The 6268-nt window shown below is 69.9% G+C and carries 6 protein-coding genes and 1 pseudogene; 6 read left to right on the forward strand and 1 reads right to left on the reverse strand.

Annotated features, from left to right (window positions below; all coding sequences use genetic code 11):
* The first annotated feature begins 30 nt into the window (after positions 1–30).
* Both AC0HS0_RS06740 and AC0HS0_RS06745 read left to right on the forward strand, forming a co-directional pair.
* Positions 31–726: an HAD hydrolase-like protein gene (locus tag AC0HS0_RS06740; RefSeq protein WP_472962659.1), complete on the forward strand. Its 696-nt coding sequence runs from the start codon at positions 31–33 to the stop codon at positions 724–726.
* Between the two features lie 84 nt (positions 727–810).
* Positions 811–1221: a hypothetical protein gene (locus tag AC0HS0_RS06745; RefSeq protein WP_472962661.1), complete on the forward strand. Its 411-nt coding sequence runs from the start codon at positions 811–813 to the stop codon at positions 1219–1221.
* 85 nt (positions 1222–1306) lie between these two features.
* Here AC0HS0_RS06745 and AC0HS0_RS06750 read toward each other — a convergent pair whose 3' ends face one another.
* Positions 1307–3208, reverse strand: a complete 1902-nt coding sequence (locus AC0HS0_RS06750; RefSeq protein WP_472962663.1) for a BglG family transcription antiterminator — start codon at positions 3206–3208, stop codon at positions 1307–1309.
* 246 nt (positions 3209–3454) lie between these two features.
* Here AC0HS0_RS06750 and AC0HS0_RS06755 point away from each other — a divergent pair, with 246 nt between their 5' ends.
* The 4 genes and pseudogenes from AC0HS0_RS06755 to AC0HS0_RS06770 all read left to right on the forward strand — a co-directional run.
* Positions 3455–3763 carry a PTS sugar transporter subunit IIB gene (locus tag AC0HS0_RS06755; RefSeq protein ID WP_472962665.1) on the forward strand — a complete coding sequence of 103 codons (309 nt, stop codon included), beginning with the start codon at positions 3455–3457 and terminating at the stop codon, positions 3761–3763.
* Between the two features lie 63 nt (positions 3764–3826).
* Positions 3827–4093, forward strand: a complete 267-nt coding sequence (locus tag AC0HS0_RS06760; protein ID WP_055921832.1) for an HPr family phosphocarrier protein — start codon at positions 3827–3829, stop codon at positions 4091–4093.
* A gap of 2 nt (positions 4094–4095) precedes the next feature.
* The gene (gene ptsP / locus AC0HS0_RS06765) at positions 4096–5784 is read left to right on the forward strand and encodes a phosphoenolpyruvate--protein phosphotransferase (RefSeq protein WP_472962667.1); all 1689 of its coding nucleotides are present in this window, start codon (positions 4096–4098) and stop codon (positions 5782–5784) included.
* 30 nt (positions 5785–5814) lie between these two features.
* A pseudogene (locus AC0HS0_RS06770) lies at positions 5815–6268 on the forward strand (PTS mannitol transporter subunit IIB); the annotation flags it as partial.

The following is a 6268-nucleotide window of genomic DNA, read 5'->3' on the forward strand; positions in this document are numbered from 1 at the left end:
CCCGAATACGTCACATACCATAGGACCGCTATGACCAACCCGACCATCACCACCCCATCGACGGCGACCGTCGCACGTACCTGGACGTGCGTCCTGTTCGACCTCGACGGCACCCTCACCGACTCGGCGCCCGGAATCACCGCGTCGCTCGCTCGCATGTTCGAGACCCTCGGCATGCCCGTGCCGACCCCTGCCGAACTCGTCGAGTACGTCGGGCCCCCGCTGCTCGACTCGCTGCAGTCCATGGCCGGCTTCGACGAGGCGGGAGCCCGTGCAGCGCTGAGCGTCTACCGCGCCGACTACGCCACCCACGGCGCCTTCGACAGCGCGGTCTTCCCGGGCATCCGGGGCCTCCTGCAGCGACTGCACGCGGCGGGCATCCCGCTCGCCGTCGCCACCAGCAAGCCGGAGACGCAGGCCGCACGCATCCTCGAGCACTTCGAACTGGCGCAGTACTTCGACGTCATCGCCGGGGCCACCGACGACGAGAGCCGCAGCGCCAAGGCCGACGTCGTCGCGGAGGCGCTCCGCCGCCTGACCGAGCAGGGTGTGGCGCTCGACCACACCGTCATGGTCGGCGATCGCCAGTACGACGTGGAGGGCGCGGGCGAGCACGGTCTGCCGACAATCCTCGTCGAGTGGGGCTACGGGTCCCCGGCGGAGGCCGCCGGAGCGATCGCCGTCGTGCACTCGGCGGACCAGCTCAGCGCCCTGCTCCTGGGCTGATCCACTCCCGACAGGGGGCGTCGGAGGTCGCGCAGTAGGCTGGAGCGTTGCACAACCACACCGCATACAGCACTAGGAAGAATCATGCGCACCGACAGTACATTGCTCGTACCCGCCGCCATCGTCGCGGCGCTCTCCATCGCCTCGCTCACCGGCTGCTCCGGTGGCGGGAGCGGCTCGAGCTCGTCGCCCACGGCGACGGCCTCGCAGGAGGCGACCTCCAAGTCGCTTCCGTCCGACTTCCCGAAGTCGGACGTCCCGCTCGTCGACGGCACGATCCTCGTCGCCAACGGCGACCACAACGACGGCTGGTCCGTCACCGTGCAGCCGAAGGACAAGAACGGCTTCGCCGACGCGAAGGCCGCTCTCGAGAAGGCCGGTTACACCGTTCAGGCCGGCGCGACCGACAGCAAGGCTGTGTACACGAATGCGAAGTACACCGTCGCGGTCGGCACCCCCGGCGTGTCCGTGACGTACCTCGTCACCGCCAACTGACCTCCGCCACCGAGACCGCCGGTCACGCTCACCCGCGTGCCCGGCGGTCTCGCATATGGGGCGGCAGCTCCTGACCGGAGGCGGCTCAGGCGTCGATGATGCGGACGAGCTCGTCGATGAAGGCGGTGAAGGTGTCGGCGCGGCGGATCAGGCCGAGCACGGCCTCGCGGTCGGAGAAGACCTCCACGAACTGGTCGAAGACCGTCTGGAAAGCCGCCCGGCCACCCTCGGAGAAGGCGATGAACGCGATCACGTTGACGCGGGCGTCGCCCCAGTCCATCGCGGTGTCGTTGACGACGATCGCGATGGCCGTGCGCTTGGCGTTCATCGTCATCGCATGCGGCACCGCGAGAGTGTCGGTGAACGCCGTCGATGACATCTGCTCGCGCTCGACCGCTTGCTGCACGTAGTCGCTGCCGATCGCGTCCGCCGCGATCATCCGGTCGCCGAGCGCCCGGATCATCGTGATCGCGTCGCGCGCGTAGAAGTTGCGCAGGAACAGGCTCTCGTCGAAATACTCGAGCAGCTCGTTCTTGATTCCGGCGCGACGGCGCTGGCGTCGGATGCGCGCGACCGACTGCCGGATGTGCTCGACGTCGGTCTCGATGAGGAACGGCTGGACGATCACGGTGTTCTCGCGCCGTCCGCGCGGATCGATGGTCGTGAGCACGAGGTCGGCATCGATCGACGCCCAGTCGGCGTCGGTGGAGGTGATGATGCTCACGATGTCCAGCTCGTCGCCGAGCGCGCTCTCGAGCTTCTCGCGCAGCAGGATGTGCATGTCGTAGTAGTTGGGGCAGACTACGGCGGTGCGCACGGCGTCCCGACGCCGCGACTGCTGCTCGAGGTAAGCGCCGACATGCATCGCGATGTAAGCGATCTCGTCGTCGTTGACCGCGATGCCCTCGGCCGCCTGAAGGCGGCTCGCGATGTAGACCGCCAGCTCGTAGGTCATCGGGTACGAGCTCTTGATCGACCGGGTGAGCGGATTGCGTGAATAGGTGTTCTCGTGTGCGCGAGCCACCAGGTTCTGCACGTGGAGGGTGAGGCGGACGATGAAATCCTCGTCGCGGAGGTCGACCAGGTACTCGGTGGAGGCCCGCGCCACGATCCCCCGCACGATGGCCAGGTCCTCCTCGCTGACGAATTCCGCGACGCTCTCCGCGCCCGCGCCTGGCGCGATGACCCGTGTGCGCAGAAGGATCGCGAGATACCGCAGCTCGGTCGGGTCGAGCGTGACGTCGAAGTGCTTGTGCACCAGCTTCCCCAGGTCGTCAGCCAGACCCCGTAACGCCTCTCCCGAGTCCGCGGCTCCGGATGCCGGCAGCACGCGGTCCTTCGCCACCCGGTCGAGCGCCACGGCCATGTGCAGCAGCACGTCGTTGATGCCGTACTCGTTCACGAAGAAGCCGCGCGCGTCCAGCATCTCGACGAGATCGGACTTGAATGCGGCCAGTCCCTCGGACGCGAACGCCTCCTGGATGCGCGAGACATCGACGACGCCCTGGCGCATCTCGTCGCGGAACAGCCGGCTGATGAGCTTTCGCCGGGCGATCTCCGGGCCGGTGAGGCGCGCGATCGCCCCGTGCCGGTCGAGCTCGAGCTCGGTGCCGGCGAGGAGGCCGCGCACCCGGGTCAGGTCGGACTCGATGGTGGAGTCGCTGACGAACAGGCTCTCCGCCGTCTCATAGACGTCGACGCCATCCGGCTCGTCGAGCAGCCGTCGGGCGAGGAAGGCCAAGCGCTCCTGCGGCGAGCCGGCCGCGGGTGACCCCACGGTCTCGTCGGCGAGGTACGCGGCGTACGCGTCGCCCTTCACCCGGTAGCCGCTCGGCCCCGACTCGATGAGTTGGCCGAGCGCCGCCGCGTAGCTGCGGATACTGCGGGAGGTGACACCGAGATCGTGCGCCAGCTCGGCGGCCGTCACCCAGGCAGCACGACGCGACAGGATGTCGAGCATCCTCGTCTGCTTCGCCGAGAGCGCCACCGGCCGAGACCCCCTTTCAGTATCGAGTCAACCACTCGCCCGCGGTCGACGCGGGAAGGTCCGGCCAGATTTCCGGCCCTCAGGAAGATCCGCTGGACCCCGGTTCGGACGGCGCTTCCTCTCCCCAGGAAAAAACGTTGCTGGCGCGCGGTGGGCTGCCGGACGACGATGGTCACGATCCATCGGACCATCGGTCCAGCTCCACCCGCCACACCCGTTCCAGCGTCACCGAAAGGCAAGAGGTCGATGAAGATCATCGTTGTCTGCGGCGCGGGCGCCTCCAGCACCTTCGTCGCCGTGAAGCTCCGCTCGGCCGCAGCCGCGCGCGGCCTGCAGGTGGAGGTCGCCGCCGGCAGCGCGAGTCAGCTCGACTCGCTCGCCGGCATCGACGTCGTGCTGGTCGGCTCCCACCTGGAGGCCGCGGTCGCTGGGCTGCGTGCCCGGGCCACCTCCACCGGAACCGCCGTGGCCGTCCTCCCGCCCGTCTCCCCCGCAGCGCTCGACGGCCCCAGCGCGCTGGACCTGGCCCTCGACGCGACGGCCGGGGCACGATGAGTACCACGGGCACCGCGGAGTCGCGGCGTACGTTGCCACTGGAGAACGAAGGAGACCGAAACCATGGCTGAGCGGATCATCACCGTCGGATCGACCCACGGGCTGCACGCCCGTCCCGCCAAGCTCTTCGTCGAAGCCGTCGGCGCCTCGGGCGCCAAGGTGTCCCTCTCGAAGGAGGGCGGCCGCACGGTCGACGCAGGCAGCATCCTCGGAGTGATCTCGCTGGGCATCGACCACGGCGACAAGATCGTGCTCACCACCGACGCGCCGAACGCCGAAGCCGTGCTCGACGACCTGGCCGAGATCCTCACCACGGACCACGACGCCTGATCATGACCGAGACCAGCACAGTCCTCACCGGAGCCGGCATCGGCCAGGGCATCGCCCTCGGCCCGGTCCTGCGGATGTCCGACCCGCTGCCCGAGCCCGCGGCCGCTCCCAGCACCCGCACTCCCGACGAGGAGAAGGCGCGCGTGACCGCCGCCGTCCAGACTGTCGCCGCCGACCTGCGCGAGCGCGCGGGCAAGGTCACCGGCACGGCGGCCGACGTGCTCGAGGCGCAGTCCATGATGGCGGAGGACTCCTCCCTCGCCGACGACGTGGCCTCCCGGATCGACGGCGGCACGACGGCCGAGCGCGCCGTCTTCGAGGGCTTCGGCGTCTTCCGCGACATGCTCATCGGCCTCGGCGGCTACATGGGCGAGCGCGCCACCGACCTCGACGACGTGGCCCAGCGGGTGATCGCGGCGCTGGAGGGGCGGCCGGCACCGGGTGTGCCCGAGTCCGACCAGCCGTACATCCTCGTGGCGACCGACCTCGCGCCCGCCGACACCGCGCTGCTCGACCTCACGAAGGTGCTCGGTCTGGTCACGCGCGAGGGCGGCCCGACCTCCCACACCGCGATCCTGGCGCGCGAGAAGGCGATCGTCGCGATCGTCGGCGTCGCCGGGGCCGACGGCCTCGCGGAGGGCACCGAGGTGATCCTCGACGCCGGAGCCGGCACGGTCACCGTCGCACCGAGCGCCGACCAGAGCGCCGACGCGCGGCGCCGCATCGACGAGCGCGACGCGGCCCTCGCGGGCGGGCTGGAGCCGGGCGCACTGGCCGACGGCACCCTCATCCCGCTGCTGGCGAACCTCGGCTCGGCCGAAGCCGCCGAGAAGGCGGTCGAAGCCGGGGCGGAGGGCGTGGGCCTGTTCCGCACCGAGTTCCTCTTCCTCGACGCCCGGATGGCGCCGACCGTGGAGCAGCAGCGCGAGCAGTACGTGAAGCTGCTGCAGGCGTTCCCGGGCAAGAAAGTCGTCGTCCGCGTTCTCGACGCCGGTGCCGACAAGCCGTTGGAGTTCCTCAACGACGCCCACGAGGACAACCCGGCTCTCGGCCTGCGCGGCATCCGCTCGCTGCGCGCCAACGAGGACATTCTCCGTGAGCAGCTGACGGCCCTCGCCGAAGCAGACGCCGCGACGGAGGCCGACCTGTGGGTCATGGCCCCGATGGTCGCGACCGTGGAGGAGACACGTTACTTCGTGGGCCTCGCCACCGAGTTCGGGCTGAAGACCGTCGGCGTGATGGTGGAGGTCCCTTCCGCGGCACTGCTGGCCGACCGCGTGCTGCGCGAGGCGGCCTTCGCGTCCATCGGCACCAACGACCTCACCCAGTACACGCTCGCGGCCGACCGCCTCCTCGGCTCGGTCGCCGGCTTCCAGGACCCGTGGCATCCGGCCGTCCTCCGCCTCATCGGCGAGGTCGGCTCCGCCGGAGCCGCGTACGGGAAGCCTGTGGGAATCTGCGGCGAGGCCGCCGCAGACCCGCTCCTCGCGGTCGTCCTCGTCGGCCTCGGCGCGACGACCCTATCGATGTCGCCGGCGGCTCTCGCCGACGTGCGGCTCTCCCTCACCCGGTACACCCTCGACCAGGCTCGAACCCTGGCCGGGGCCGCCCTGGCCGCTGAAGGCGCGGCCGAAGCCCGGGAGGCCGTCCGAACCACGGCCGCCGGGTTCCTCCCTCCCGACGCTGCCTAGCGCGGGCCGACACAGAAACGAGGCACCATCATGACATCGGCGACAGCGACGACGCCGAAGAAGCCCAGCAGCGCTCGCGTCCACGTGCAGCGCTTCGGGACCTTCCTCTCGAACATGGTCATGCCGAACATCCCGGCGTTCATCGCCTGGGGGTTCATCACGGCCCTGTTCATCGCGACCGGCTGGCTGCAGAGCACCGGCTGGGCGATCAACGGCATCCTCGGCGGCTTCGGCGACCAGGCCAAGATCGGCTGGACCGGCGCCGCCACCGTGCTCGCCCAGGATCCGAGCGGTCACACCTTCCAGCAGTACGTCGGCCTCGTCGGCCCGATGATCACGTACCTGCTGCCTCTGCTCATCGCGAACACCGGAGGCCGCATGGTCTACGGCGTGCGCGGCGGCGTGGTCGGCAGCATCGCGACCATGGGCGTCATCGTGGGCTCGAACATCCCGATGTTCATCGGCGCGATGATCATGGGCCCGT

The sequence above is a fragment of the Leifsonia sp. PARNA 1/14 genome, assembly GCF_055720965.1.

Coding starts and splice junctions, on each gene's coding strand:
- AC0HS0_RS06740 (WP_472962659.1), top strand. CDS start 31: ATGACCAACCCGACCATCACCACCCCATCGACGGCGACCGTCGCACGT.
- AC0HS0_RS06745 (WP_472962661.1), top strand. CDS start 811: ATGCGCACCGACAGTACATTGCTCGTACCCGCCGCCATCGTCGCGGCG.
- AC0HS0_RS06755 (WP_472962665.1), top strand. CDS start 3,455: ATGAAGATCATCGTTGTCTGCGGCGCGGGCGCCTCCAGCACCTTCGTC.
- AC0HS0_RS06760 (WP_055921832.1), top strand. CDS start 3,827: ATGGCTGAGCGGATCATCACCGTCGGATCGACCCACGGGCTGCACGCC.
- ptsP (WP_472962667.1), top strand. CDS start 4,096: ATGACCGAGACCAGCACAGTCCTCACCGGAGCCGGCATCGGCCAGGGC.